At 68.2% G+C, this 24,947-nt stretch carries 29 protein-coding genes; 15 read left to right on the top strand and 14 right to left on the bottom strand.

Going from position 1 to position 24,947, the window contains the following annotated elements:
• Positions 1-6: 6 nt before the first annotated feature.
• From GV001_RS02855 to GV001_RS02840, 4 genes are all read right to left on the bottom strand, one after another.
• Positions 7-789: a uroporphyrinogen-III synthase gene (locus GV001_RS02855; RefSeq protein ID WP_160077928.1), complete on the bottom strand. Its 783-nt coding sequence runs from the start codon at positions 787-789 to the stop codon at positions 7-9.
• A complete protein-coding gene (gene hemC, locus GV001_RS02850) occupies positions 786-1,727 on the bottom strand; it encodes a hydroxymethylbilane synthase (RefSeq protein ID WP_160083129.1) in 942 nt (313 codons plus the stop codon). The genes GV001_RS02855 and hemC overlap by 4 nt, the downstream gene beginning before the upstream one ends.
• A gap of 142 nt (positions 1,728-1,869) precedes the next feature.
• Positions 1,870-2,616, bottom strand: a complete 747-nt coding sequence (locus GV001_RS02845; protein WP_160077926.1) for a LytTR family DNA-binding domain-containing protein — start codon at positions 2,614-2,616, stop codon at positions 1,870-1,872.
• Positions 2,613-3,695, bottom strand: coding sequence for a sensor histidine kinase (locus GV001_RS02840; RefSeq protein ID WP_160077924.1), 1,083 nt, complete (start codon positions 3,693-3,695; stop codon positions 2,613-2,615). The genes GV001_RS02845 and GV001_RS02840 overlap by 4 nt, the downstream gene beginning before the upstream one ends.
• A 216-nt stretch (positions 3,696-3,911) precedes the next feature.
• Here GV001_RS02840 and argH point away from each other — a divergent pair, with 216 nt between their 5' ends.
• The 7 genes from argH (at position 3,912) to GV001_RS02805 (ending at position 10,716) form a co-directional block, all read left to right on the top strand.
• Entirely contained in the window at positions 3,912-5,306 is a 1,395-nt protein-coding gene (gene argH / locus GV001_RS02835) for an argininosuccinate lyase (protein WP_160077922.1), read from the top strand.
• 58 nt (positions 5,307-5,364) lie between these two features.
• Complete coding sequence (locus GV001_RS02830; RefSeq protein WP_160083127.1) at positions 5,365-5,844, top strand: GNAT family N-acetyltransferase; 480 nt, start codon at positions 5,365-5,367, stop codon at positions 5,842-5,844.
• A gap of 20 nt (positions 5,845-5,864) precedes the next feature.
• Positions 5,865-6,140 (top strand): hypothetical protein, encoded by a 276-nt coding sequence (locus GV001_RS02825; protein ID WP_160077920.1) that lies wholly within the window; start codon positions 5,865-5,867, stop codon positions 6,138-6,140.
• 183 nt (positions 6,141-6,323) lie between these two features.
• A complete protein-coding gene (locus GV001_RS02820; protein WP_160077918.1) occupies positions 6,324-6,566 on the top strand; it encodes a TIGR02647 family protein in 243 nt (80 codons plus the stop codon).
• Between the two features lie 146 nt (positions 6,567-6,712).
• Positions 6,713-9,565 carry a class I adenylate cyclase gene (locus GV001_RS02815; RefSeq protein WP_160077916.1) on the top strand — a complete coding sequence of 951 codons (2,853 nt, stop codon included), beginning with the start codon at positions 6,713-6,715 and terminating at the stop codon, positions 9,563-9,565.
• A gap of 18 nt (positions 9,566-9,583) precedes the next feature.
• Positions 9,584-10,279 (top strand): hypothetical protein, encoded by a 696-nt coding sequence (locus GV001_RS02810; RefSeq protein ID WP_160077914.1) that lies wholly within the window; start codon positions 9,584-9,586, stop codon positions 10,277-10,279.
• 185 nt (positions 10,280-10,464) lie between these two features.
• Complete coding sequence (locus GV001_RS02805) at positions 10,465-10,716, top strand: hypothetical protein (RefSeq protein WP_160077912.1); 252 nt, start codon at positions 10,465-10,467, stop codon at positions 10,714-10,716.
• 1 nt (position 10,717) lies between these two features.
• Here GV001_RS02805 and rnk read toward each other — a convergent pair whose 3' ends face one another.
• The 4 genes from rnk to GV001_RS02785 form a co-directional block, all read right to left on the bottom strand.
• A complete protein-coding gene (gene rnk, locus GV001_RS02800; protein WP_160077910.1) occupies positions 10,718-11,125 on the bottom strand; it encodes a nucleoside diphosphate kinase regulator in 408 nt (135 codons plus the stop codon).
• 114 nt (positions 11,126-11,239) lie between these two features.
• Positions 11,240-11,470 carry a DUF1289 domain-containing protein gene (locus GV001_RS02795; protein ID WP_160077908.1) on the bottom strand — a complete coding sequence of 77 codons (231 nt, stop codon included), beginning with the start codon at positions 11,468-11,470 and terminating at the stop codon, positions 11,240-11,242.
• Entirely contained in the window at positions 11,442-11,774 is a 333-nt protein-coding gene (cyaY, locus tag GV001_RS02790; RefSeq protein WP_160077906.1) for an iron donor protein CyaY, read from the bottom strand. Before cyaY ends, GV001_RS02795 begins: the two co-directional genes overlap by 29 nt.
• 10 nt (positions 11,775-11,784) lie before the next feature.
• Positions 11,785-12,834, bottom strand: a complete 1,050-nt coding sequence (locus tag GV001_RS02785) for an AraC family transcriptional regulator (protein WP_160077904.1) — start codon at positions 12,832-12,834, stop codon at positions 11,785-11,787.
• A 171-nt stretch (positions 12,835-13,005) separates the two neighbouring features.
• On the opposite strand from GV001_RS02785, the gene GV001_RS02780 reads away from it, so the two are divergent.
• From GV001_RS02780 to GV001_RS02755, 6 genes are all read left to right on the top strand, one after another.
• A complete protein-coding gene (locus GV001_RS02780) occupies positions 13,006-13,143 on the top strand; it encodes a lipoprotein (RefSeq protein ID WP_160077902.1) in 138 nt (45 codons plus the stop codon).
• A gap of 9 nt (positions 13,144-13,152) precedes the next feature.
• Positions 13,153-14,400 (top strand): diaminopimelate decarboxylase, encoded by a 1,248-nt coding sequence (lysA, locus tag GV001_RS02775; RefSeq protein ID WP_160077900.1) that lies wholly within the window; start codon positions 13,153-13,155, stop codon positions 14,398-14,400.
• Between the two features lie 10 nt (positions 14,401-14,410).
• Positions 14,411-15,241 (top strand): diaminopimelate epimerase, encoded by an 831-nt coding sequence (gene dapF / locus GV001_RS02770; protein WP_160077898.1) that lies wholly within the window; start codon positions 14,411-14,413, stop codon positions 15,239-15,241.
• Complete coding sequence (locus GV001_RS02765; RefSeq protein ID WP_160077896.1) at positions 15,238-15,936, top strand: DUF484 family protein; 699 nt, start codon at positions 15,238-15,240, stop codon at positions 15,934-15,936. Before dapF ends, GV001_RS02765 begins: the two co-directional genes overlap by 4 nt.
• A 95-nt stretch (positions 15,937-16,031) precedes the next feature.
• Positions 16,032-16,982, top strand: a complete 951-nt coding sequence (gene xerC / locus GV001_RS02760; protein ID WP_160077894.1) for a tyrosine recombinase XerC — start codon at positions 16,032-16,034, stop codon at positions 16,980-16,982.
• Positions 16,979-17,671, top strand: a complete 693-nt coding sequence (locus GV001_RS02755) for an HAD family hydrolase (RefSeq protein ID WP_160077892.1) — start codon at positions 16,979-16,981, stop codon at positions 17,669-17,671. Before xerC ends, GV001_RS02755 begins: the two co-directional genes overlap by 4 nt.
• Before the next feature lie 60 nt (positions 17,672-17,731).
• Here the strand turns inward: GV001_RS02755 and sutA are convergent, their stop codons facing one another.
• The 5 genes from sutA to glnK form a co-directional block, all read right to left on the bottom strand.
• A complete protein-coding gene (gene sutA / locus GV001_RS02750; RefSeq protein ID WP_160077890.1) occupies positions 17,732-18,061 on the bottom strand; it encodes a transcriptional regulator SutA in 330 nt (109 codons plus the stop codon).
• Positions 18,062-18,171: 110 nt separating this feature from the next.
• Positions 18,172-18,597: a secondary thiamine-phosphate synthase enzyme YjbQ gene (locus GV001_RS02745; protein WP_160077888.1), complete on the bottom strand. Its 426-nt coding sequence runs from the start codon at positions 18,595-18,597 to the stop codon at positions 18,172-18,174.
• A gap of 98 nt (positions 18,598-18,695) precedes the next feature.
• Positions 18,696-19,946, bottom strand: a complete 1,251-nt coding sequence (locus tag GV001_RS02740) for an ammonium transporter (RefSeq protein ID WP_160077886.1) — start codon at positions 19,944-19,946, stop codon at positions 18,696-18,698.
• A 92-nt stretch (positions 19,947-20,038) separates the two neighbouring features.
• The gene (locus GV001_RS02735) at positions 20,039-21,355 is read right to left on the bottom strand and encodes an ammonium transporter (RefSeq protein WP_160077885.1); all 1,317 of its coding nucleotides are present in this window, start codon (positions 21,353-21,355) and stop codon (positions 20,039-20,041) included.
• Positions 21,356-21,390: 35 nt separating this feature from the next.
• Positions 21,391-21,729, bottom strand: a complete 339-nt coding sequence (glnK, locus tag GV001_RS02730) for a P-II family nitrogen regulator (RefSeq protein ID WP_021700071.1) — start codon at positions 21,727-21,729, stop codon at positions 21,391-21,393.
• Positions 21,730-22,142: 413 nt separating this feature from the next.
• On the opposite strand from glnK, the gene GV001_RS02725 reads away from it, so the two are divergent.
• Both GV001_RS02725 and GV001_RS02720 read left to right on the top strand, forming a co-directional pair.
• The gene (locus tag GV001_RS02725) at positions 22,143-22,403 is read left to right on the top strand and encodes an accessory factor UbiK family protein (protein WP_160077884.1); all 261 of its coding nucleotides are present in this window, start codon (positions 22,143-22,145) and stop codon (positions 22,401-22,403) included.
• A 39-nt stretch (positions 22,404-22,442) separates the two neighbouring features.
• Positions 22,443-23,936 (top strand): YifB family Mg chelatase-like AAA ATPase, encoded by a 1,494-nt coding sequence (locus GV001_RS02720; protein WP_160077883.1) that lies wholly within the window; start codon positions 22,443-22,445, stop codon positions 23,934-23,936.
• 42 nt (positions 23,937-23,978) lie between these two features.
• Here GV001_RS02720 and GV001_RS02715 read toward each other — a convergent pair whose 3' ends face one another.
• Positions 23,979-24,908 (bottom strand): LysR substrate-binding domain-containing protein, encoded by a 930-nt coding sequence (locus tag GV001_RS02715; protein ID WP_160077882.1) that lies wholly within the window; start codon positions 24,906-24,908, stop codon positions 23,979-23,981.
• Positions 24,909-24,947 lie beyond the last annotated feature (39 nt).

The following is a 24,947-nucleotide window of genomic DNA, read 5'->3' as shown; positions in this document are numbered from 1 at the left end:
TTTGCATCAGAGGGTCGGCGCCGGGCTTGCGCGCAAGGCCGCCAGAACAGCCGCAGCACTGGCGCCGCGACAATCGATAGGGTGCAGGGCGCCGGCCGCGCGGGCCAGGGCAGCCACCCGCGGACTGGGTACCAGCAAGGGTAGCCGAGCCAGCTCCGGCCAGGCAGCCCCGGCCAGTTGCTGCAGGTGTTCGAGGCTCTGCGCACTGCTGACCAGCAGGGCGTTCAGGCGTTCCCCGCGCACCCGCTGCAGCAGGCTGCCGGCCGGGTAGGACGGCAGCACGCGGCGATACAGCTGCAGATAGTCGACGCGCGCGCCACGGCCACGCAAGGTCTCGGCCAGCAGTTCGCGCCCGCCTTCGCCACGCAGGATCAGCACCCGCGGGTTCGGCACGGCCAGCGCCCGCTCGAGGTCGGGCAGGGCCAGCAGGGCCTCGCTGTCATCGCCCGCGGCCGGATAAGTGGCGCGCTGGCCGTGGGGCAGCAGGTAGTCATCGAGGATCTGCGCGGTGGCCGCGCCGACGCTGAACCAGCGCGGGCCGGCCGGCGGCCTGGGCCAGCAACCCTGGAGCCGTTCCAGGCCCAAGCGGGCGGCCGGCTTGCTGACGACTATCACCGCGCAGTAGCCATCCAGCTCGAGCAGCAGGGCGCGCTGTTCGGCGGTTTCTTCCAGAGCCTCGATCTCCAGCAGCGGCAGGCTGCTGCTGTATACGCCGGCGGCGCCCAGCGTTGCCGCCAGGGCCACATTCTCGGCGGCCGGGCGGGTCAGCAGCAGGCGCCAACCGGTCACTCGGCCGCGGCCTCGCCGTACACCGCCTGGAGAATCGCGGCGGCGCCCTGCGCCAGCAGTTGTTCGGCCACCTGCACGCCCAGCGCTTCGGCCTGGGCCCGCGGCGCACGGGCCTCGGCACGCAGCAGCTGGCCGCCGTCGGGCTGGCCGACCAGGCCGCGCAGCCACAGCTGGTCGCCTTCGAGCAGGGCGTAGCAGGCGATCGGCACCTGGCAACCGCCATTGAGGTGCTTGTTCAGCGCCCGCTCGGCAGTCACCCGGTCGGCGCTATCGACATGGTGCAGGGGCGCCAGCAGCGCGTGCACGTCGCTGTCGGCGCTGCGGCACTCGATGCCCACGGCGCCCTGGCCGCCGGCCGGCAGGCTGTCCTCGGCGCTGATCGAGGAACGGATGCGCGCCGCGAAGCCGAGGCGGATCAGCCCGGCGGCGGCGAGGATGATGGCGTCGTACTCGCCGGCATCCAGCTTGGCCAGGCGGGTGTTGACGTTGCCTCGCAGGAACTGGATCTTCAGGTCGGGCCGGCGCGCCAGCAGCTGGGCCTGGCGGCGCAGGCTGGAGGTGCCGACCACGCTGCCGGCCGGCAGCTCGTCGAGGCTGGTGAAACTGTTGGAGACGAAGGCGTCGCGCGGGTCTTCCCGTTCGCAGATGCAGAACAGGCCGAGGCCCGCGGGGAAGTCCATCGGCACATCCTTCATCGAATGCACGGCGATGTCCGCCTCATTCTCCAGCAGGGCCGTCTCCAGCTCCTTGACGAACAGGCCCTTGCCGCCGATTTTCGCCAACGGTGCATCGAGCAGCTTGTCGCCGCGGCTGACCATCGGCACCAGGCTGACCTTGAGGCCGGGATGCGCCTGTTCCAGGCGCGCCTTGACGTATTCGGCCTGCCACAGGGCCAGGGCACTCTTGCGGGTAGCAATGCGGATTTCGCGGGACATGATCACTTCCGGAAACTGAACTGCCGGGAATGATAACAGGCTGCGCCGGCTCTGGCCGGCGCCGGATTGCCGCGCTCGGGCAATCCACTGCCAGTGGTCCGCTCCCGCTTCGTTCGCGAGCCACGTGAACGAAGCGGGGCAGCCCCTAGAGGTTGTGCATCAGCTTGCGGACACCGGCCACATGCCGGCGGCTGACGGTCAGGGCTTCGCCGCCCATGCCCTTGAGGAACAGCTGGAAATGTCCCAGCGGGGTGCGCTGCAAACGCTCGATGCGCTCGCGCGAAACCAGGGCATTGCGGTGAATACGCACGAAGCGCTCGCCGAACTCGTCTTCCAGCGCCTTCAGCGGCTCGTCCAGCAGCACTTCGCCGCCCTCGTGGCGCAGGGTCACGTACTTGTGGTCGGCGATGAAGAAGATCACGTGCTCCAGCGGAATCAGCTCGATGCCTTTGCGCGTACGCGCACTGATGTGGCTGCGCGGGCCGGCGCCATTGGCGCCGGCCGGGCGGGTCAGGGCCGCGAGCTGCACGCGATTGGGCCGCTCGGCCTTCTTCAGCGCGGCCGCCAGGGCCTCGGGGCGGACCGGCTTGACCAGGTAGCCGACGGCGCTGACGTCGAAGGCTTCCAGGGCGAATTCGTCGTGGGCGGTGCAGAAGATCACCGCCGGCGGCGCTTCGCGCTCGCACAGCTTGGCGGCCACCTGCAGGCCGTCGAGGCCGGGCATGCGGATGTCCAGCAGCACCACGTCGGGCTTCAGGCTGTCGATCAGGGCCAAGGCCTCTTCACCATTGCCAGCCGCGGGTTCGAGGACACGATAACCTTCGAGTTCGCCAACCAGTCGGCTGAGGCGCTCGCGGGCAAGGGGTTCGTCATCGACGATCAGCACATTCATATTGCTCTGGCTTCCTGCGTGAGTCTCTCACATGGATAGCGTAGACAGGTGAAGTGGCGCCCGTCACGGCGATCCACGCTAAGACTTGCGCGCGGCCCGAAAAGTGCCGCCAGACGCGCGTCTATATTCACCAACGCCTGCTGGGTACCGCGCGACGGTTGCCGCTCGGCGCCCTCGTCATAGGGGTTGCTCACACAGAGCAGGAACACCCCGTCTTCATACTGCGCCTCGACCCGCACCAGGCCACCTTCGATGCGCGGCTGGATGCCGTAGATCAGGGCATTTTCCAGCAGCGGCTGCAAGGTCAGTTGCGGAATCGGCAAATCATCCGGTACTGCGTCCACCTGCCAATCCAACTGTAGCCGGTCGCCGAGCCGGTATTGCTCGATCGACAAATATCTTCGCGCCAGCTCCAGCTCCTCGCGCCAGGGCACCAGGGTGCCGGGCTTGGCCAGGCTGGCGCGGAACAGGTCGGACAGATCGAGCACCGCCTGCTCGGCCCTGAACGGATCGACCACCACCAGGCTGGCGATGCTGTTCAGGCTGTTGAACAGGAAGTGCGGACGGATCCGCGCCTGCAAGGCCTCGATCCGGGCGCGCAGCTCGGCCTGCTGCTGTCTGCGCCACTGGCTCTGTAAGTAAAAGTAGCGCAACAACAGGGCCGACATGATCAGGCTGATCAAGGCATGGCGCAGATACAGGTTGACCTCGCCATTGCGCGGCAGCGGCCCGCCCAGCTCGAAGTAGTCCGCCACCGCGGTGCAGGCCAGGGCCAGGCCGACCACCATGGCGCAGCACAGGGTGCCGGCCACGGCCGCGCGCAGGCTGGCCAGCAGGGGCCGCAGGCGGCACAGCAGGCCGGCCGAGAGCAGCACGATCCACTGCACGAACAGCGAGGTCATGGCCAGGCGCACCCAGTTGAAGCCCGGCTGCATGGGCTCGGACAGCACCAGCACCAGCACCAGCAGCTCGGCGAGTAGCACCATGCTCAGCAGCGCCTCGGGCTGGCACAGCTCCGGCAGGAAAAAATCGTCGTCCGCGGCCAGGGTACGGCCCTTGTTGAACCAGTTGATTTGCATCCCGGCAGTTTCCTTGTCCGCCCGCCAACCAGCAAGCCAGAGCGCTGCGGGCGGACGAAATTAGGGGCCCAAGTGGCATGCCGAGCGCAAAACTGTGAGCCCGGCGACATTTCTCCGCCGACCGGGCAGAGCCTCGGTTTTCCCGGCAAGGCTGTTATTATCGGCACACTTTACCGTTCCGCAGGCAACGCGCCTGCCTTTCCCGCGAGTTCCGCCATGAGCACCGAGAAAACCAACCAGTCCTGGGGCGGCCGCTTCAGCGAGCCCGTCGACGCCTTCGTTGCCCGCTTCACCGCCTCCGTCGATTTCGACAAGCGCCTCTATCGCCACGACATCATGGGCTCGATCGCCCACGCCACCATGCTGGCCAAGGTCGGCGTGCTGACCGCGGACGAGCGCGACGCCATCGAGGCGGGCCTCAAGCAGATCCAGGGCGAGATCGAGGCCGGCCAGTTCGACTGGCGCATCGACCTGGAAGACGTGCACATGAACATCGAGGCGCGCCTGACCGACCGCATCGGCGTCACCGGCAAGAAGTTGCACACCGGCCGTTCGCGCAACGATCAGGTGGCCACCGACATCCGCCTGTGGCTGCGCGACGAGATCGACATCATCCTCGCCGAGATCACCCGCCTGCAGCAGGGCCTGCTGGGACTGGCTGAGGCCGAAGCCGATACCATCATGCCCGGCTTCACCCACCTGCAGACCGCCCAGCCGGTGACCTTCGGCCACCACCTGCTGGCCTGGTTCGAGATGCTCAGCCGCGACCATGAGCGCCTGGTCGACTGCCGCAAGCGGGTCAACCGCATGCCGCTGGGCTCGGCCGCACTGGCCGGCACCACCTACCCGATCGCCCGCGAGATCACCGCCGAACTGCTGGGCTTCGACCAGGTTGGCGGCAACTCGCTGGACGGCGTGTCGGATCGCGACTTCGCCATCGAATTCTGCGCCGCCGCCTCGCTGGCGATGATGCACCTGTCGCGCTTCTCCGAAGAGCTGGTGCTGTGGACCAGCGCGCAGTTCCAGTTCATCGACCTGCCCGATCGCTTCTGCACCGGCTCCTCGATCATGCCGCAGAAGAAGAACCCGGACGTGCCGGAGCTGGTACGCGGCAAGACCGGCCGCGTGTTCGGCGCCCTCACCGGCCTGCTGACCCTGATGAAGGGGCAGCCGCTGGCCTACAACAAGGACAACCAGGAAGACAAGGAACCGCTGTTCGACGCCGCCGACACCCTGCGCGACAGCCTGCGCGCCTTCGCCGACATGGTTCCGGCGATCAAGCCGAAGAAGGACATCATGCGCGAGGCGGCACGCCGCGGCTTCTCCACCGCCACCGACCTGGCCGACTATCTGGTGCGCAAGGGCCTGCCGTTCCGCGACTGCCACGAGATCGTCGGCCACGCGGTGAAGTACGGCGTTCAAACCGGCAAAGACCTGGCCGAGATGAGCCTGGACGAGCTGCGCCAGTTCAGTGATCAGATCACCGACGACGTGTTCGCCGTGCTGACCCTGGAAGGCTCGGTCAACGCCCGCGACCACATCGGCGGTACCGCGCCGAACCAGGTACGCGCCGCCGTGGCCCGCGGCCAGCAACTGCTGGCCGGCCGCTGAGCCCACGGCCTGCGGGCGCGCCGAGCGGCGCATCCGCAGGCCCCGAATGGAACGCCAGATGCCGCTGCATATCCGCCCCGCCAGCCGTGACGACGCCGCGCTGATCCTGCGCCTGATCACCGACCTGGCCATCTACGAGAAGGCCGAGCACGAAGTCAAAACCGACGTCGCCGGCATCCAGGCCAGCCTGTTCGGCGCCGGCAGCACTGCCCATGCGCTGATCTGCGAGCGCGATGGCCAAGCGATCGGCTACGCCGTGTACTTCTTCAATTACTCGACCTGGCTGGGCAAGCACGGCCTGTACCTGGAAGACCTGTACATCAGCCCCGAGCAGCGCGGCGGCGGTGCCGGCAAGGCGCTGCTGCGGCACTTGGCGCAACTCGCCGTGAGCCAGGGCTGCGGCCGCTTCGAATGGGCGGTGCTGGACTGGAACCAGCCGGCCATCGACTTCTACCAATCGTTCGGCGCCAAGCCGCAGGACGAGTGGACCACCTACCGCCTGACCGGCCAGGCCCTGCGGGACTTCGCCGCCGGCTGAGCGGCCCAGAGGAAAGCGCCATGAGCGAGCACGACGAGCACGACGAAGAAGCCTTCGCCGAACAGACCCTGATCCAGGCCATCGAGAACCAGCTGGAAGCGGACAGCCCGCCCGCAGCCAAGGCCACCCTGAACAAGCTGACCCTGGTCGGCTACGAGCGCGAGGAAATCCTCCAGCTCATGGCCCTGGTGCTGGCCCACGAGATCGACGCCATGCTGCGCGACGACCGCCCGTTCGATAGCGCCTGGTACGAGCAGGCCCTGCGTGCCCTGCCGGAGCTGCCGGGCGAGGACTGAAGCGCGTCCGCGGCCGCCTTCAGGCCGCCGCCCTGCTGCAACCCTTTCGCCCTGGGCATGCGCCAGATCAAGCGCAATGGCCTCTATCAGCAGATACTAGGTCGGTGGCAGCATGAGCAGACGGCAGAATGAAGCCTGCCCGCTACACTGCACATTGGCCCCCTCACAAGACCCGGAGTCCCTATGGCCTACACCCCCGATTTGGTTGCCGAGCTGGAAATCCTCGCGCTGTACAACCTGGACAACGTGCAAGAAGGCATCAAGGTGCACAACAACGCTGCCCCGAAAGCCCAGGCGGCGATCACCCGCCTGCACCAGAAAGGCCTGGTGACCCAGGCCGACGGCGGCTACCTGACCAGCCTCGGTCTGGATGCCGCAGAACACGCCCAGGCCCTGCTGACCATCCTCCACCCGCAACCCGCCTGATCCGTACGCACCGGCGGGTCGCCACGCGCACCCGCCGTCACCCGCCCCTATAGCCCCCCAGCCGACTGCCGATACAACGAGCAAGGCCCCTGCCGCACGACTGCGCCGGCTGGTAGGCTTGCCTTCTCCACCGTCTCGAGCAGTACATGACGCGCACCCAGGAAATCCGCCCGGACATCAATGACGGCATCGACCGCAAGGTGCTGGCGCAGCTGCGCGCACGCTTCCTGAAGATCAACGACGGGCGCCTGGCGCGGGCCATGCAGGCGCTGTCGACGCGCCAGCAGCTGGTGCTCCGGTTGCTGCCGCTGCTGCTGCACGTGAACCATCCGCTGCTCCCCGGCTACGTGTCCGGCACCACCCCGGCCGGGCTGTGCGGCTTCGAACCGAGCGACGAGCTGCTCGCCGAGGCCACCCGCCTGACCCGCTCCTTCAGCTACAAGCCGCGCCGCGGCAAGCCGGCGCTGCCGATCCACGGCCTGTTCCTGATGGGCAGCCTGGGCACCGTGGCCCAGGCCGAGCAGAGCGACATGGACCTCTGGCTGTGCCACGCGCCGGACCTGGACGGCCAGGCCCTGCACGAGCTGCGCAAGAAGTGCGACCTGCTCGAAGCCTGGGCCGCCACCCTGGGCGCCGAGGCGCACTTCTTCCTGGTCGACCCGGCCCGCTTCACCGCCGGCGACCGCGAAGACGCCCAGCTGACCTCCGACGACTGCGGCACCACCCAGCACTACCTGCTGCTCGACGAGTTCTACCGCACGGCGATCTGGCTCGGCGGGCGCACCCCGCTGTGGTGGCTGGTGCCGGTGTACGAGGAAGCCAACTACGCCGCCTACACCCACGCCCTGCTGAACAAGCGCTTCATCCGCGCCGAGGAAGTGCTCGACCTCGGTCACCTGGCGCGCATTCCACCGGGCGAGTTCATCGGCGCCGGCATGTGGCAGCTGTTCAAGGGCATCGAGTCGCCCTACAAGTCGGTGCTCAAGCTGCTGCTCACCGAGGTCTACGCCAGCGAGCACCCGCGGGTGGAATGCCTGAGCCTGCGCTTCAAGCAGGCGGTGTTCGCCAACCGTCTCGACCTCGACGAGCTGGACGCCTACATCATGGTCTACCGGCGCCTGGAGGAATACCTCACCGGCCGCGGCGAGCGGGAACGCCTGGAGCTGATCCGCCGCTGCCTGTACCTCAAGGTCAACAAGAAGCTCAGCAGCCCGCCGCGCAACCGCGCCAAGAGCTGGCAGCGCCTGCTGTTCGAGCGCCTGACCGGCGAGTGGCACTGGAGCCCGCGCGAGCTGGCGATGCTCGACAGCCGCAGCCAGTGGAAGGTGCGCCAGGTCAGCGCCGAGCGCCGCGCGCTGGTCAACGAGCTGACCTACAGCTACCGCTTCCTCTCCCAGTTCGCCCGCAGCGAACAGACCGGCAGCCAGCTCAACAGCCGCGACCTCGGCGTGCTCGGCCGGCGCCTGTACGCCGCGTTCGAGCGCAAGGCCGGCAAGATCGAATTCATCAACCCGGGGATCGCCCCGGATCTGGCCGAAGACACCCTGACCCTGGTCCACAGCGCCAGCGCCGAGAGCGGCGGGGAAACCCAGTGGGCGCTGTACAACGGCAGCCTGACCGGCCAGGAATGGCCCGACTTCGCCCCACTGAAACGCGCCCGCGAGCTGATCGAGCTGCTTGCCTGGTGCCACCGCAACGGCGTGATCGACAGCAGCACGCGCCTGTCGCTGCACCCCGGAGCTAGCGACCTGAGCGAGTTCGAGCTGTCCAACCTGCTGGCCAGCCTGCAGCAGACCCTGCCGCTCCCCCTGCCGCCGGTGGCCGAAGCGGCCCTGCTGCACGGTGCCGAACCGGCCGAGGTGCTGCTGCTGATCAACGTCGGCCTCGACCCGCTGAAGGCCCACAGCCAGCTCAACGTGCACATGACCAGCGGGCGCACCGACTCGCTGGGCTACTCGGGCGTGCGCGACAACCTGGTGCTGACCCTCGACCAGGTCAGCCTGAACAGCTGGAACGAGCTGCTGGTCAGCCGCTACGACGGCCCGAACGCCCTGCTCGACTGCCTGCGCGACTACCTCAACGCCCTGCCGGCCGACGGCCGCCGGCCGCACCTGCGGGTGCGCTGTTTCTGCCGCAACCGCGCCGGCGCCATTGCCCAGCGCGTCGAGGAGCTGTTCCAGGATGTCCTCGCCAGCCTCGCCAGCCATCGCCACAGCCGCTACCTGCTGCAGGTGCAGCAGCGCTACCACGTGCTCGAACTGCAGCCGGGCCAGGTCAGCCACGCCGCCCTGAGCGACCTGCCGATGCTGGTCGAGCACCTCGGCGAAGAGCAGGCCGACTACAGCCCGCTGCAGGTCGACCGCTATGCCCTGGAAGGCGAGGACCTGGCGCTGATCCTGCCGCAGGGCCGGCCGGCGTGCATCCAGGTGTTCTACCGCCTGGACGGTGCGCAGGCCGAACTCAGCGTGCTCGACGAACACAATGCGCTGTGGCGCCAGCGCCTGCCCTACCGCGACGAGCAGAGCCTGCTCACCCCGCTGCAGCGCTTCCTGCAGTCTGTACTGTACCGGCGCAATGCCCTGCTGCCGCTGGACGACCCGTTGCCGCCGGACGCCCTCGAAGTGCTCTATTACGAGGTGCTGCCGGCAGCGCCGCAGCGCGCCCGCCAGCTCGAACGCCGGACGCCGCCGCAGTCACCGGTGAGCCACCCGTTCTACGACGTGCAGGCCATCGTCGAGCCGGCCGAGCAGGGCCGCGTACACGTCACCCTGTACTGCAACCACCGCGAGTTCTCCGAACTGGAATACGGCGCCGGGCTGTTCGCCGCGGTGGCCCGGCATATCCTCGCCCAGCGCCGCGAGGCCGAACGCTACCCCTGCTACATCACCGATATCGACCTGTCGCGCATTCTCGGCGAAGGCCAGGCGCAGACCATCCACTACCTGCGTTATAAAGCCGAACTGGAAAGCGCGCTGAACCGCGCCCTGCAAAACGCCTGATCCGGCAAGGATGCCCCGATGACCGTCACCACCACCCTATTCGGCGCGGCCGCCCTCGGCGGCGGCTACTGGCTCTGGCGCAAGCTGCGCGTCCGGCAACGCGACGAGTTCATCGCCGCCTTCGAGTTTCCCGAGCGCCTGCGCAGCAAGCTGCTGGAGCGCTACCCGCACCTCACCCCGGCGCAGACCGGCCAGGTGCTGCGCGGCCTGCGCGAATACTTCCAGCTGTGCCGCCTGGCCGAGCGGCGCATGGTCGCCATGCCCTCGCAGGCGGTGGATGTGGCCTGGCACGAGTTCATCCTCTACACCCGCCAGTACCGGGCGTTCTGCCGCAAGGGCCTGGGACGCTTTCTGCACCATGTGCCCAACGACGTGATGCCCAACCCCGGCGCCGCCAGCGACGGCATTCGCCGCGCCTGGCGCCTGGCCTGCCTGCGTGAAGGCCTGGCGCCGCGAGCCCCGGCCAGGTTGCCCATGCTGTTCGCCCTGGATGCCGAGCTGGGGATCGCCGATGGCTTTCACTACCGCCTGGACTGCGGCGCCACACCCGGCAGCTACCAGGCCGGCGATGCCTACTGCGCCAGCCATATCGGCTGCGGCTCGGGTTGTGCCAGCGGTTGCGGCGGCGACAGCGGCTCATCCTCCAGCGGCAGTGATGGCGCAGGCGATGGTGGCGGTTGCGGGGGTGGTTGCGGAGGCGGAGGCGGCGACTAAGGCGCAGGAACTAACAATCGATAATACTGATAGTTATCACGCAAATTAAGCATTATTCAATCGATTCGTTTTGAGTGAACCTGACGCCATCCACTCCCGGCGCAGGAATCCAGCCATGCCCTACCCCCTCGCACAGCACGCCAGCCACAACCTGCTCGCCAGCATCCGCATCGGGGGCTAGGCGCATGCACCTCTCGCCCAGGCGCACCCTCCTGCTGGCAGCCCTGCTGGCCCTCAGCAACGCGCCGGCGCTGGCCGGCAAGGGCGCGGTGGTCGGCGGCGGCGTGGCCCGCACCATCGAGTGCAACCAGAGCCTGGCGCGCCAGCTGCAGCTCGACGAACGGCTCAAGCGCCTGCCGGGCAACCCGCCGGACCGCGGCCAGCAGCACTTCGCCGCGCTCTTCGACCTGCGCAGCCTGAACTGCCCGCGCGGCTGACTCAGCGGCTGTATTCGCCCGCCGCCTCCGGCTGGTACTCGACGGCCAGCAGGGTCAGCTTGAGCGTCTTGCCGCTGGGTGCCGGCCAATCGATATGCTGGCCGACCGTCAGGCCGAGCAGCGCACAGCCGACCGGGGCGAGGATCGACACCGTGCCGTCACCGCCGGCGTCCTGCGGGTAGACCAGGGTCAGGTGGTAGTCCTTGCCGCTGCTCTCCTCGCGGCAATGCACCCGCGAGTTCATCGTCACCACCCCGGCCGGCACCTCCGCGTGACCGACGACCTGCGCTCGCGCCAGCTCTGTTTCCAGCGCCTGGGCCGCCGGGCCGAAGTCCTCCAGACTGTCGAGCAGGCGCTCCAGGCGCTGCAGGTCGAGACGGGTAATGGTGATGGCTGGGGTGCTGCTCATGGCGCTGGGCTATCTCCTGCTGGGGCCAGAAAAGCAAAACCCCGCCCGAAGGCAGGGTTTTGCGAAGTAGGCAACGACCGTAACACAGGCAGCTAAATAAGCAAGACCGTGCGGTCACCAGGCCGGCGGCGGGCGCAGGCGCTGCTGCGCGGCCTGGCAGATCTGCCGGCGGCGCTGGCCATCGGCCCGGCCCCACTCGAGGATCTCGGCCAGGCTGCGGCCGCAGCCCAGGCACTGGTCGTGGTCGTCCAGACAGCACTGCCGGCGGCAGGGCGACTCGACCGCGGCCCCACCCTGCGGGTCCGTGCCCGGCGAATCAGAGCTCTTCGAACTCGAGCTGTTCACCAGCCTGCTCCAGGGTCACGCGGGCCAGCAGCTCGCCCAGCGGCTCTTCGCTGGTATCGCAGATCCACAGGCCCTGCGCCTCGTCGTAGTCGAAGTGGAAACCGCCGGAGCGCGCCGCCACCCACAGCTGGCGGATCGGCTCCTGGCGGCTGAGGATCAGCTGGGTGCCGTTCTCGAAGCGCACGGTCAGCACCCCGGCGGAGTTTTCCAGATCGATGTCCATGTCGCTGTCGTCGAAAATATCTTCCACCGCCTCCTGGGCAGCATCGACCAGATCATGGAAACGGGCTTCGCTCAAACTCATTACAACGTCCTCAGGGCAGGGATGCGGGGTCGGCCAGGGTCAGCCGGTAGGCGCCGGGGCTTTGCCCGGTCCAGCGGCGGAAGGCGCGGGCCAGGGAGCCGGCCTCGCTGAAACCGACGAGGAAGGCGATTTCCGCCAGTTCCAGCGCCGGGTCGCGCAGATAATGCAGCACCAGTTGCTCGCGCGTCTCGTCGAGCAGCTGGCTAAAGGATAACCCGGCCTCGCGCAAACGCCGCTGCAAAGTGCGCGGGCTGAGTTGCAGGGTCTGCGCCAGCAGCTCCAGGTCGGCGCCCTGCTCCGGCAGCTGGCGGGCCAGTTCGTGGCGCGCGCGGTCAAGCACGCCGTGGCCCTGGCGCAGCTCGCCGAGCAGGCGATCGGCGTGCGCGTCGAGCAGCTGGCGCAGCTGCGCATCGGCCTGGCCCAGCGGCGTGGCCAGCAGGCGGCGGGGGAAGACCAGGGCGTTGTCGGCCTGCTCGAACAGCACCGGACAGGCGAAGATGCGCTGGTACTCGCGCAGGTCGGCCGGCGCCGGATGCTGGAAGCGCACCTCGGTGGGCGGAATCTTCAGGCCGCTGATCCAGTGGCCGAAGGTCAGCCAGCCGGCCAGGGTTTCCTCGGCATGCAGGCGCTGATGCTGGGACAGCATGGGCTGCCAGCGGTGCGCCACCTGCGGCTCCAGACCCGCTCGCGGCGGCTCGTCTTCCAGTTCGACGCGCCCCAGGTTGCCGACCAGGCTGGCATAGCGCGCCTGCCGGTGCAGGGCGTCGGCCAGGGTCGCGCAGCTCATGATCAGGTAGCCGAGCACGCCGTAATAGCCGGGGCGGATCGCCTCGCCCAGGTGCAGGCCGAGCTGCTGGTCGCCGGTCAGGCGTGCGCCTTCGCCAAGCAGCTCCAGGTAGGCGCTGGCCGCCACGCGCTGGTCGCGCTGGCCGAGAATCGCCGGGTTGAGCTGCACCCTGGCCAGCAATTCGCCGCTGTCGATGCCCTGGCGGGCGAGGTAATCCAGCAGGCCTTGCAGGTAGGCCACCGAGACAGAACTGGCGAGGGCGGGGCTTTCCATCACGACTCCGTTTTTACTCGCATGCTAGCCGCAAAAGGGCTTGTACAGGCAAGCCCCGCGCGCCAGCGCAGGGGATCGCAGAGCCCGCCGGACGGGAATTCCGGCGCATAGGCAAGGTGGCGGGGGGTCGGTATACTCCAGCCCATTCATGATTTTGCAAAGGAACTCACCATGAAGCGCCTGCTGCTGCCCTTCATCGCGCTTGTCGTCGTTAGCGCCGCCCTCGCCGGCTGTGGCCAGAAAGGCCCGCTGTACCATCCGGACGACCAGAAAACCACGCAAGATCGCGACAAAGACGTCTTCCTCTAAGGGGGTTCCATGCAAGCCTTTACCAACCGCGACGGGCAACTGTTCGCGGAGGGCGTGGCCCTGTCCGCCATTGCCGAGCGCTTCGGCACGCCGACCTACGTCTACTCCCGCGCCCATATCGAGGCGCAGTACCGCGCCTATGCCGATGCCCTGGCGGGCATGCCGCATCTGGTCTGCTTCGCCGTCAAGGCCAACTCCAACCTGGGCGTGCTGAACGTCCTGGCGCGCCTCGGCGCCGGCTTCGACATCGTCTCCCGCGGCGAGCTGGAGCGCGTGCTGGCCGCCGGCGGCGACGCCGGCAAGATCGTCTTCTCCGGCGTCGGCAAGAGCCGCGACGACATGCGTCGCGCCCTGGAAGTCGGCGTGCACTGCTTCAACGTCGAGTCGGTGGACGAGCTGGAACGCCTGCAGGTAGTGGCCGCCGAGCTGGGCAAGACCGCGGCGATCTCGCTGCGGGTCAACCCTGACGTGGATGCCGGCACCCACCCGTACATCTCCACCGGCCTCAAGGAAAACAAGTTCGGCATCGATATCGAGCAGGCGCCGGCCGTCTATGCCCGCGCCGCCGCGTTGCCGAACCTCGAGGTGATCGGCGTCGATTGCCACATCGGCTCGCAGCTGACCAGCCTGCCGCCCTTCCTCGATGCGCTGGAGCGCCTGCTGGCACTGGTCGACCAGCTGGCCGCGCAAGGCATCCGCATCAGGCACCTGGACCTGGGCGGCGGCCTCGGCGTGCAGTACCGCGACGAGCAGCCGCCGCTGGCCGGCGACTACATCAAGGCCGTGCGTGAGCGCATTGCCGGTCGCGACCTGGCCCTGGTGTTCGAGCCGGGCCGCTCCCTGGTGGCCAACGCCGGCGTGCTGCTGACCCGCGTGGAATACCTCAAGCACACCGCGCACAAGGACTTCGCCATCGTCGATGCGGCGATGAACGACCTGATCCGCCCGGCGCTGTACCAGGCCTGGATGGACGTCACCCCGGTGCAGCCGCGCGCCGGTGAGGCCCGCCACTACGACCTGGTCGGGCCGATCTGCGAGACCGGCGACTTCCTGGCCAAGAACCGCGAACTGGTGCTGGCCGAAGGCGACCTGCTGGCCGTGCGTTCGGCCGGCGCCTACGGCTTCGTCATGAGCTCCAACTACAACACCCGCGGTCGCGCTGCCGAGGTAATGGTGGATGGCGAACAGGCCTTCGAAGTGCGTCGCCGCGAAACCCTGGCCGAACTCTATGCCGGCGAAAGCCTGCTGCCACAGTGAGGGCGCAGCCATGCTTTTGCGCTTCACCAAGATGCACGGCCTCGGCAACGACTTCATGGTCCTCGACCTGATCAGCCAGCACGCGCATATCCAGCCCAAGCACGCCAAGGCCTGGGGCGACCGCCACACCGGCGTCGGCTTCGACCAGCTGCTGCTGGTCGAGGCGCCGAGCAACCCGGACGTCGATTTCCGCTACCGCATCTTCAATGCCGATGGCTCGGAAGTGGAGCAGTGCGGCAACGGCGCACGCTGCTTCGCCCGCTTCGTCATCGACAAGCGCCTGACCGTGAAGAAGCAGATCCGCGTCGAGACCAAGGGCGGCATCATCGAGCTGAACCTGCGCCCGGACGGCCAGGTCACCGTCGACATGGGCCCGCCGCGCCTGGACCCCAAGGTCATCCCGTTCCAGGCCGAGGCCGAGGCGCTGAGCTATGCAGTCGAGGTCGACGGGCAAAGCGTCGAGCTGGCTGCCGTGTCCATGGGCAACCCGCATGCCGTGCTGCGCGTCGAGGACCTCGACAACGCGCCGGTGCACAGCCTCGGGGCCAAGCTGGAACATCACCCGCGCTTCCCGCAGCGGGTCAATGTCGGTTTCCTCCAGGTCGTCGACCGCCAGCATGCGCGCCTGCGCGTGTGGGAACGCGGCGCCGGCGAGACCCAGGCCTGCGGCACCGGCGCCTGCGCCGCCGCGGTGGCGGCGATCCGCCAGGGCTGGATGGATTCGCCGCTGCAGCTGGAACTGCCCGGCGGCAAGCTGTGCATCGAGTGGGCAGGCCCGGGTGAGCCGGTTATGATGACCGGACCCGCCGTTCGCGTGTACGAAGGACAAGTCCGCCTATGAGTGACAGCCAGGATTCGCCCGTTCCGCTCGACTCGGATGCCGTCGCCGCCTACCTGCGCCTGCACCCGGAGTTCTTCGTCGACCACGACGAGCTGATTCCCGAACTGCGCATTCCGCACCTGCCGGGCGAGGCGGTGTCGCTGGTGGAGCGCCAGGTCAAGCTGCTGCGCGAGCGCAACATCGAGATGCGCCATCGCCTGTCGCAGCTGATGGACGTGGCCCGCGACAACGACCGCCTGTTCGACAAGACCCGCCGCCTGATCCTCGCCCTGCTCGATGCCGGCAGCCTGGAGGAAGTGGTCGGCGCGGCGGAAGACAGCCTGCGCCACGAGTTCCAGGTGCCCTTCGTCGGCCTGATCCTGTTCAGCGAATTCCCCCTCGGCGTCGGCCGCACGGTGACCAGCGCCGAAGCGCACCAGGCCATCGGCAGCCTGCTGGCCGGCGGCAAGACCACCTGCGGCGTGCTGCGCCCCGGCGAGCTGGAGTTCCTCTTCGGCGCCGCCGAGCAGGGCCAGGTCGGCTCCGCCGCCGTGGTTCCGCTCAGCTACCAGGGCCTGCACGGCGTGCTGGCCATCGGCAGCCCGGACCCGCAGCACTACAAGAGCAGCCTCGGCACCCTGTTCCTCGGCTACGTCGCCGAAGTGCTGTCGCGCGTGCTGCCGCGCTTCGCCGCGCCGCTGCGCTCGGTACGCTGACCCCGTAGGAGCGAGCCCTGCTCGCGAAGCTTTTGCGCAGATCGTTGCGCCAGCAGAGCTCGCCCCTACTCGCATCCCCGCGCCTGGAGCTATCCATGCAGGATCAACTGGACGCCTACCTCGAACACCTGCGCCGCGAGCGCCAGGTGTCGGCGCACACCCTCGACGGCTACCGGCGCGACCTGCTCAAGCTGCTCGCCCTCTGCGAGCAGAACGCCATCGCCCACTGGGCCGAGCTCGACGGCCGCAGCCTGCGCAGCTTCGTTGCCCGCCTGCACGCCCAGGGCCTCGGCAGCCGCTCGCTGGCACGCCTGCTGTCGGCGGTGCGCGGGCTCTACCAGTACCTGAACCGCGAAGGCCTGTGCCGCCACGACCCGGCCAGCGGCATCGCGCCGCCCAAGGGCGAGCGCCGCCTGCCGCGCTCCCTGGATGCCGACCGCACCGTGCAACTGTTGGAGGGCGCGGTGGAGGACGACTTCATCGCCCGCCGCGACCAGGCCATGCTCGAACTGTTCTACTCCTCCGGCCTGCGCCTGTCCGAGCTGGTCGGCCTGGACCTGCCGGCGCTCGACCTGGCCGCCGGCCTGGTGCGGGTACAGGGCAAGGGCAACAAGGTGCGCGAGCTGCCGGTCGGCAGCAAGGCCCGCGAGGCCCTGCACGCCTGGCTGGAGCTGCGCCAGCTGAGCAAACCGGGCGATGGCGCACTGTTCGTCAGCCAGCGGGGCCGCCGCCTCGGCGCCCGCGCCGTGCAGCTGCGCGTGCGCCAGGCCGGTGTGCGCGAGCTGGGCCAGCACCTGCACCCGCACATGCTGCGCCACAGCTTCGCCAGCCATATGCTGGAGTCATCCCAGGACCTGCGCGCGGTGCAGGAGCTGCTCGGCCACGCCGATATCGCCACCACGCAGATCTACACCCACCTGGATTTCCAGCACCTGGCGACGGTCTATGACCAGGCCCACCCGCGGGCCAGACGCAGCACGCAAAACGCCCCGGCCCTTGCCGGCGGGGCGACGCCCAGCGAACGCAGTACGGGAGACGACGAATGAGCCTGCGCCTGATCACCTTCGACCTCGACGACACCCTGTGGGATGTCGCCCCGGTGATGCACGGCGCCGAGGCCAGCCTGCGCGACTGGCTGGCCGTGCAGGCGCCACGCCTGGGCCCGGTGCCGATCGAGCACCTGTGGGCGATCCGCAGCCGCCTGCTGGGCAGCGACCCGGACCTCCGGCATCGCCTCAGCGAGCTACGCCGGCGCATCCTGTTCCACGCCCTGATCGACGCCGGCTACGCCCAGGCTGAGTCGCGCGAGCTGGCCGAACGGGGCTTCCAGGTGTTCCTCGAGGCACGGCATCGGGTCGAGCTGTTTCCCGACGTGCACCAGACCCTGGAGCGCCTGGCCCTGCGCTACCCCCTGGCGGTGATCACCAACGGCAATGCCGACGTGCGCCGGCTGGGCCTGGCCGACTACTTCCAGTTCGCCCTGTGCGCGGAAGAGCTGGGCATCGGCAAGCCCGACCCGCTGCCCTTCCACACCGCCCTGCAACGCGCCGGGGTGGCTGCCGCGCAGGCCGTGCATATCGGCGACCATCCCGGCGACGATATCGCCGGGGCTCGCGCGGCGGGCATGCAGGCGATCTGGTTCAACCCGCAGGGCAAGCCCTGGACCGGCGAGCTGGAGCCGCCCGTACAGATCGCCAGCCTGGCCGAGCTGCCACTGCTGCTGGAGCGCTGGTAGGGCTATGCCTGATATGAAAAAACCCGCCGATTGGCGGGTTTTTTCATCACGGAGCCGGCCTCAGATGGGGCGGCTGCCGTACTTGCTGTCCGGCTTCTTGGGCGGGTCGGCCACCACGTTGGCTTCCACTTCCTGCACCTTGCCGCCGCGCGAGAGGAATTCCTCCATGGCCTTGGCCAGGGCATCGCGTTCCTTCTGCTTGGCTTCGATGCTCGGCAGCTCCTCTACGTCGACCGCCGCCTTGGCCTTCTTGCCAGGCTTGGGGCTGGGAACGTCCGAGCCACTGTCTTCGTCGTCATCGGCAACGCCGTCGTCGGCGGCTTCCAGCTCCTCGCCTTCGTCCTCGTCGCCCGCTTCCAGTTCGTCTTGTTCCAGTTCTTCGTCGCTCATGTTCTACCTCATGACTTGCGCAAAGCAGGTTAGTTATAGCCCAGCCGCGTGCAATGCAAAACGCCGCCGGAGAAAATTCATGGCCAGGTGCCAGACGGCCCCGTGACGCCTCAGCCGATCTCGCCCTGGAGGGTCGCCAGCACACGGCGGCGCCCTGCCCGATCCCGGTGTTCACCGAGGTAAATCCCTTGCCAGGTGCCTAGCGCCAGACGCCCCGCCATTACCGGCAGGCTCAGCTGGCAGCCCAGCAAACTGGACTTGAAATGCGCCGGCAGGTCGTCCGGCCCTTCGTCGTCGTGCTCGTAGTCGCTTGAGCCCTGCGGCACAAGACGATTGAAGAAGCGCTCGAAGTCACGTCGCACCGCACCATCGGCATTTTCGTTGATGGTCAGCGAGGCCGAGGTGTGCTGCAGCCACAGGTGCACAATGCCGACCCGATAGCCGCGCAACTCCGGCAGGGCGGCGACGATTTCGTCGCTCACCAGGTGAAAACCGCGTGCCCTGGCGCGCAGCTCGATCAGCCGTTGTTGCCACATGCTCCGTACCCGCAGCATCCCGTTGGGGGCGCATTCTAGCGTGGCCACAGAAAAAGCAAAGGGCGCCGCAGCGCCCTTTGCCCGAGTCTTTGGTCGAACTATTTGCGGGTGAACTCCGGGTAGGCCTCCATGCCGCATTCGACGATGTCGACCCCCTCGTACTCGTCCTCCTCGCTGACGCGCAGGCCCATGACCAGCTTGATCAGGCCCCAGGTGACTAGGCTGGCGACAAACACCCAGGCAAAGATGCAGGCCGCGCCCATCAGCTGGGCGGTCAGGCTGGCCCCGCTGTTGGTCAGCGGCACCGCCAGCAGTCCCCACAGGCCACCGGCGCCGTGCACCGAGATGGCGCCGACCGGATCGTCGATGCGCAGCTTGTCCAGCAGCAGGATGCTGAATACCACCAGCACGCCGCCCACCGCGCCGATCAGTGCGGCCTGCACCGCGGTCGGCGTGGACGGCTCGGCGGTGATCGCCACCAGACCGGCCAGGGCCCCGTTGAGGATCATGGTCAGGTCGGCCTTGCCGAACAGCACGCGGGCCACCACCAGCGCCGCCAGCAGGCCACCGGCCGCGGCCAGGTTGGTGTTGACGAACACCGCTGCCACCGCGTTGGCATCGGCGATGCTGCTCATCTTCAGCTGCGAGCCGCCGTTGAAGCCGAACCAGCCGAACCACAGGATGAAGGTGCCCAGAGTCGCCAGCGGCAGGTTGGCGCCGGGGATCGCGTTGATCTGCCCCTGGCTGCCGTACTTGCCCTTGCGCGCGCCGAGCAGGATGACCCCGGCCAGGGCGGCGGTGGCGCCGGCCAGGTGGACGATGCCGGAGCCGGCGAAGTCCTTGAAGCCGGCCTGCTTGAGGAAGCCGCCGCCCCAGGTCCAGTAGCCTTCCACCGGATAGATCAGCGAGCACATGACCAGGGCGAACGCCAGGAAGGCCCACAGCTTCATGCGCTCGGCCACCGCGCCGGAGACGATCGACATGGCGGTGGCGACGAACACCACCTGGAAGAAGAAATCGGCGCGCTTGGCGTAATAGGGCGCCCCCTCGCCACCGGCGGCGACGGTTTCGAGCGCATGCTCGCTGCCGATCAGGAAACCGAAATTGGGTATCGCGCCGCCTGCCGCGCCGCCATACATCAGGTAGTAGCCCACCAGCAGGTACATCACGCAGGCCAAGGCGTAGAGCACGATGTTCTTGGTGAGGATTTCCGCGGTGTTCTTCGCGCGGACCAGGCCGGATTCGAGCATGGCGAAGCCTGCCGCCATCCACATCACCAGGGCCCCGCAAATCAGCAGGTAGAAAGTGTCCAGCGCATACTGCAGGGGAATCAGTGCCGTGCTTTCCATGAAGTACTCCGTTGTACCGTTGCACAGTGCGCCGCCGTTGGCGCAGACAGAAAAACGCCCGGCGGACCGGGCGTTTTGCACATCGTCAGGGCTTACAGGTTGTAGCCGCGCTCGTTGTGCTCGGAGAGGTCGAGACCGACGGTCTCGGCTTCTTCGCTGACCCGCAGGCCCATCACCAGGTCCAGCACCTTGAGGATCACGAAGGTGACCACGGCGGTGTAGATCACGGTGAAGGCAACACCCTTGAACTGGATGAACAGTTGCGCGCCGATGTCTTCCACGGTGCCGAAGCCGCCCAGGGCCGGAGCCGCGAACACGCCGGTCAGCAGGGCGCCGACGATGCCGCCGATGCCATGCACGCCGAAGGCATCCAGGGAGTCGTCGTAGCCCAGCTTGCGCTTGAGGCTGGTGGCGCAGAAGAAGCAGATCACGCCAGCGGAAAGACCGATCACGATGGCGCCCATCGGCCCGGCAGTACCGGCAGCCGGGGTGATGGCGACCAGGCCGGCGACCACACCGGAAGCGATGCCCAGGGCGCTCGGCTTACCGTGGGTGATCCACTCGGCGCCCATCCAGCCCAGGGCGGCAGCGGCGGTGGCGATCTGGGTGACCAGCATGGCCATGCCGGCGGTGCCGTTGGCGGCGATCGCCGAGCCGGCGTTGAAGCCGAACCAGCCGACCCACAGCATCGCCGCGCCGACCAGGGTGTAGCCCAGGTTGTGCGGAGCCATGGCGGTGGTCGGGAAGCCCTTGCGCTTGCCCAGCACCAGGCAGGCCACCAGACCGGCAATACCGGCGTTGATATGCACCACGGTGCCGCCGGCGAAGTCCAGCACGCCCCAGTCCCACATCAGGCCGCCGTTGCCGGACCAGACCATGTGCGCGATCGGTGCGTAGACCAGGGTGAACCACACGGCCATGAAGATCAGCATGGCGGAGAACTTCATGCGCTCGGCGAAGGCGCCGACGATCAGGGCCGGAGTGATGATGGCGAAGGTCATCTGGAAGAAGATGAACACGCTTTCCGGGAAGGCGCCGATCAGGCTGCTCGGGCTCAGGCCGCTGAGGAAGGCCTTGGACAGGCCGCCGACGAAGGAGTTGAAGTTGACAACGCCCTGCTCCATGCCGGTGGTATCGAACGCGATGCTGTAGCCGTAGACGACCCACAGGATGCTGATCAGGCCGGTGATGGCGAAGCACTGCATCATCACCGAGAGCACGTTCTTCGAACGCACCATGCCAGCGTAGAACAGCGCCAGCCCCGGGATGGTCATGAGCAGCACCAGCAGGCTGGCGGTCATCATCCAGGCGGTGTCGCCGGAGTTGAGGACGACCTCGTCAGCCATGGCCAGGCCAGGGGTAACGAGGGACAAAAGGGCTCCTAGCCCTGCGATCTTACGCAGAGTCATGTGTTTTTCTCCTGGGGCGTGTGGGGTTCTGAGGCTTAAACTGCGTCGGTACCGGTTTCGCCGGTACGGATGCGGATGGCCTGTTCCAGATTGACGACGAAGATCTTGCCGTCACCGATCTTGCCGGTGTTGGCCGCCTTGGTGATCGCCTCGATGACCCGATCCAGCTGATCGTCGGCAATCGCCACGTCGATCTTCACCTTGGGCAGGAAATCCACCACGTATTCAGCGCCACGGTACAGCTCGGTGTGGCCCTTCTGCCGACCGAAGCCTTTGACTTCGGTGACGGTGATGCCCTGCACGCCGATCTCCGACAGCGACTCGCGCACGTCGTCCAGCTTGAACGGCTTGATGATGGCAGTGACTAGCTTCATGAAACTCTCTCCCGTATTTGGTGGACTTGCCCCAGGAAGAACAAACCCGGCTCAAGTCTAAGCGCAGTACCTGGCTTTTGAAACGAATCAGCCACTTCAGTCGCAACCCGGCCGATACCAACCAACCGCATGCAGCGAAGCATTTCCCCCGCCTCACTCTGCGCACCGGTACTGCATCGGTGCACGCGTCACCAGTCACTAAGCAGAAAGCTTGCCAGCTCTGATAAAAGCCTGTTTTTCATGCAGTTAGCCCGGTATTCGAGGTTTTCCGGCTATCTGACCAACGGGTCATTGCACAACAACGGTGCAGCGTGCGCCCCGTGCATGGTCAATAACCGTGCACCGCAGTGCGACAATAAGCGGCAGCGACCTGCGTGCTACACTGCCGGCCATCTGCAACCGGAACTTTCGCCATGCTGCCTCCCAAAGCCCTGCTCGACGCCCTGACCAGCCACACCTCCCGCCTGTTCAACGGCGACACGCCGCTGCCACGCAGCGAGTTCGAGGCGCAGTTCAAGGTCCTGCTGCAGAGCGCGTTCGGCAAGCTGGACCTGGTCAGCCGCGACGAGTTCGACAGCCAGATGGTCGTCCTGGCGCGCACCCGTGCCCGCCTGGAAGCGCTGGAGGCCAAGGTGGCCGCGCTGGAGTCGCAGCAAACCCCGCCCGCCGACTGATCGCCGATCAGCGGCCGGCGACCTGATCAAGGAGCGATCATGTCCCTGGCCATCGTCCACAGCCGCGCCCAGGTCGGCGTCGAAGCGCCGCCGGTTACCGTCGAGGCCCACCTGGCCAACGGCCTGCCGAGCATGGCCCTGGTCGGCCTGCCGGAAACCGCGGTGAAGGAAAGCAAGGACCGCGTGCGCAGCGCCATCCTCAATGCCGGCTTCGACTTCCCGCCGCGGCGCATCACCCTCAACCTGGCCCCGGCCGACCTACCGAAGGATGGCGGGCGTTTCGACCTGGCCATCGCCCTCGGTGTGCTCGCCGCCAGTGCGCAGATTCCCGCCGCCAGCCTGGAGCACCTCGAATGCCTCGGCGAACTGGCGCTGTCCGGCGCCGTGCGCCCGGTTCAAGGCGTGCTGCCCGCCGCCCTAGCCGCCCGCGCCGCCGGACGCACCCTGGTGGTGCCAAGCGCCAATGCCGAGGAGGCCAGCCTGGCTTCCGGCCTCAGCGTGCTGGCGGTCGACCACCTGCTGCAGCTCGCCGCCCACCTCAACGGTCACACGCCGCTGGCGCCCTACCAGGCCAGCGGCCTGCTGCGCAGCAGCCAGCCCTATCCGGACCTGGCCGAAGTGCAGGGCCAGCTGGCCGCCAAGCGCGCCCTGCTGATCGCCGCCAGCGGCGGGCACAACCTGCTGTTCACCGGCCCACCCGGCACCGGCAAGACCCTGCTGGCCAGCCGCCTACCCGGCCTGCTGCCGCCACTCGATGAAGAGGAAGCCCTGCAGGTTGCCGCCATCCACTCGGTGGCCAGCCAGACGCCGCTGACCAGTTGGCCGCAACGGCCGTTCCGCCAGCCCCATCACAGTGCATCCGGCCCGGCCCTGGTCGGTGGCGGCAGTCGCCCGCAGCCGGGCGAGATCACCCTGGCCCATCAGGGCGTCCTGTTTTTAGACGAGCTGCCGGAGTTCGATCGCAAGGTCCTGGAGGTGCTGCGCGAGCCCCTGGAAAGCGGGCAGATAGTGATCGCCCGGGCGCGCGACCGGGTGCGTTTCCCGGCGCGCTTCCAGCTGGTGGCGGCGATGAATCCCTGCCCCTGCGGTTACCTGGGCGACCCGGCCGGGCGCTGCCGCTGCACCCCGGAGCAGATCCAGCGCTACCGCGGCAAGCTGTCCGGGCCGCTGCTCGACCGCATCGACCTGCACCTCACCGTGGCCCGCGAAAGCACCGTGCTGCATGCCAGTGGCGAAGCCGACCAGGACAGCGCCAGCGTCGCCGCGCGGGTGGCCGCCGCGCGCCGTCTGCAAGTGCAGCGCCAGGGCTGCGCCAATGCCTTTCTCGACCTGCCGGGTTTGCGCCGGCACTGCCCGCTGCAGGCGGACGACCAGAGCTGGCTGGAAGGCGCCTGCGAACGCCTCAACCTGTCGCTGCGCGCCGCCCATCGCCTGCTCAAGGTGGCGCGCACCCTGGCCGACCTGCAGGAAGTCGAACAGATCAGTCGCGCGCACCTGGCCGAGGCCCTGCAATACCGCCCGGCCGCCGGCTAAGCATCCGCTCACGCTCTCGCCCCGGGTGCGCCGAGACAGGTTCTACGCGGGCCTGACCCGCGCCACCGGCGGCAACTGCATCGCCGCCACTTCGGCGAGCAGGAAGTCGCGCAGCCGGCGCAGGCGCTCCTCGCCGCGCCGGCCGCGTGGCCACACCAGGTAGTAGCTGTCGCCGCTGGGCACCGCGCTGGGCCAGGGCAGGCCCAGGCGGCCCTGGGCGACATCCTCGGCGACCATCACCAGGTCGCCGATCGACACACCATAGCCACGGGCCGCGGCGACCATGCCCAGCTCCAGGGTGTCGAACACCTGCCCGCCGCGCAGCGGCACCTGCTCCTCCAGGCCCATGGCCTGCAGCCAGCGGCGCCAGTCGCGGCGGTCCGGCGTCGGGTGCAGCAGCTCGCTGGCCTGCAACCGGGTCAGGTCCCAGGGGCCGGCGGCGGTCGCCTGCGGTGCACACACCGGGATCAGCCATTCGGCGAACAGCTCGACACTCTCCCACTCGGCGGGGAAGACACCGCCGCTGCTGAGCAGCACCGCGCAGTCGAACGGCTCCTGGTGGAAGTCGACCTTGTCCACATCCATCCAGGCGCTGGTCAGCTGCACCTCGATATCGGCATTGAGCAGACGAAAACGCGACAGCCGCGCCAGCAGCCAACGCATGGTCAGGGTCGAGGGCGCCTTCAGGCGCAGGGTCGCGTCATCGGCGCGCAGGGCGGTGCAGGCCCGCTCCAGGGCGTCGAAACCATCGCGCACGCCGGGCAGCAGGGTGCGCCCGGTCTCGCTGAGCTGCAGACTGCGGCCCTGGCGCTCGAACAGGCGACAGGCGAAGTGTTCCTCCAGGGTACGGACATGCCGGCTCACCGCGCTCTGGGTGATGGCCAGCTCCTCCGCCGCGCGGGTGAAGGAGGCATGCCGCGCCGCCGCCTCGAAGGCGCGCAGGGCATAGAGCGGCGGCAGGCGCCGGCTCATGCCTGCAATCCATGAGTATTAGTCATGCCTGGCATCGCT

This window comes from Pseudomonas sp. 8AS (assembly GCF_902506505.1).
Taxonomy (GTDB): Bacteria; Pseudomonadota; Gammaproteobacteria; order Pseudomonadales; family Pseudomonadaceae; genus Aquipseudomonas.
This window is presented reverse-complemented; position numbering and strand designations above follow the sequence as displayed.